This window comes from Microseira wollei NIES-4236, assembly GCF_020521235.1.
Lineage (GTDB): Bacteria > Cyanobacteriota > Cyanobacteriia > Cyanobacteriales > Aerosakkonemataceae > Microseira > Microseira wollei.
The window spans coordinates 1-1,367 of record NZ_BLAY01000442.1; the positions used below are offsets into that span (position 1 = coordinate 1).

Annotated in this window: 2 protein-coding genes; both read right to left on the bottom strand. The window is 44.0% G+C overall.

The features are described 5' to 3' along the window. Positions 1 to 179: 179 nt before the first annotated feature. On the bottom strand, positions 180 to 488 hold the full coding sequence (locus MiSe_RS49110) for a hypothetical protein (protein WP_226594821.1): 309 nt from the start codon (positions 486 to 488) through the stop codon (positions 180 to 182). Between the two features lie 203 nt (positions 489 to 691). After that, the gene (locus MiSe_RS49115) at positions 692 to 1,150 is read right to left on the bottom strand and encodes a tetratricopeptide repeat protein (protein ID WP_226594823.1); all 459 of its coding nucleotides are present in this window, start codon (positions 1,148 to 1,150) and stop codon (positions 692 to 694) included. Positions 1,151 to 1,367 lie beyond the last annotated feature (217 nt).

Below are 1,367 nucleotides of genomic sequence, written 5' to 3' on the forward strand. Positions count from 1 at the left end.
AGCCCCAGGCTTTAGCCTCGGGGCTGTAATAATTTCAGCCCGCTCTGGCGGGCTTTGTTTGTGCAGCCCCAGGCTTTAGCCTCGGGGCTGTAATAATTTCAGCCCGCTCTGGCGGGCTTTGTTTGTGTAGCCCCAGGCTTTAGCCTCGGGTCTGGGCGCGTTTCAAAACATTGGCTTATTTATTTTTCTTTGTAATAACCTTGATTTCCAGTAATTGGCTCAACAGTTTCATCCACTTTAGATTCTACATCACTTAAAAACTCTTTTGTACTTTCCGGAAGTGGTTCGTTTAAGTTGAGCTTTTCTACCACATTCTCGGTCGCTGCTTCGATTTTATCCTTGATAGTTTCCACCATTCGCTTACCCGCATAATTAGGTTCTACTTGGTAAGACTCTGCTTCAGGTGTTAAAGCTTTAGCAACGGCAATTTGAGCGCAGCTAAAAAACAATGCGACCGCTAACATAAAACCTGCAATAATTCGCTTCATACCGCCACTCCATTGATTGACTTATATCATGTCCAATAGCAACGGTTGTGTAACTGCTAATAGCTAATCGCTAATGGCTGCTCTGGAGGCAATTGACAAGCTTGCAATTAGCAAGCGAGCAATTAGCCATCCATACACTACCGATACCCAAGGACATGATATGATTCCAAATTCCTCTCTTAGGGAGAAGAAAAATTTTCCGCCTAAAATCTAGGACACATGGTTCTAAATTGGGAACCCGTAGCGGGTCGGTTTTTCTTAATACATTCTGCTTGCTCAATACGCAGGGTGGCATAGCGATCGCGCGGTCGTTGTCTTAAAGCCATTCTATAGTTTTGAATAGCCGTATCGTATTCGCCGTTATAGTAAGCTTCGTCAGCAATTCTGATAAATCTTACATAGTTGGGAGCAGTGGTTTGGAAACTTTGCAATCTTTCTGACAAAACTTCAAAGATTGCTTTATTAATATCAGGATCGTTTGGGCCATTGGGACTTTCATCGGCGGCGCGTTGATAATAAGATAAAGCCCCATCGTAATTGCCGCTGTTTCTAGCAGCAACAGCCATTCTCAACCAGCGTTGATAGGCTGTTTCTGCGAAAGCGGGATACGCGGTGCTGAGGCTGAATAATAGAGCGAGCGCAACTATATTTTTCCTACTCATATTACCTCCGTTTCACCCGTAATAAAAACTGCGTCAATTGCGTCGTCGTGTAGGGACACGGCAATATTAAAGTTATCTGTTTTTCGCAGATATCTCGCTTGCCGTGTCCCTACTATTAACGTTATCTGTTTTTCGCAGATATCTCGCTTGCCGTGTCCCTACTATTAACGTTATCTGTTTTTCGCAGATATCTCGCTTGCCGTGTCCCTACTATTAA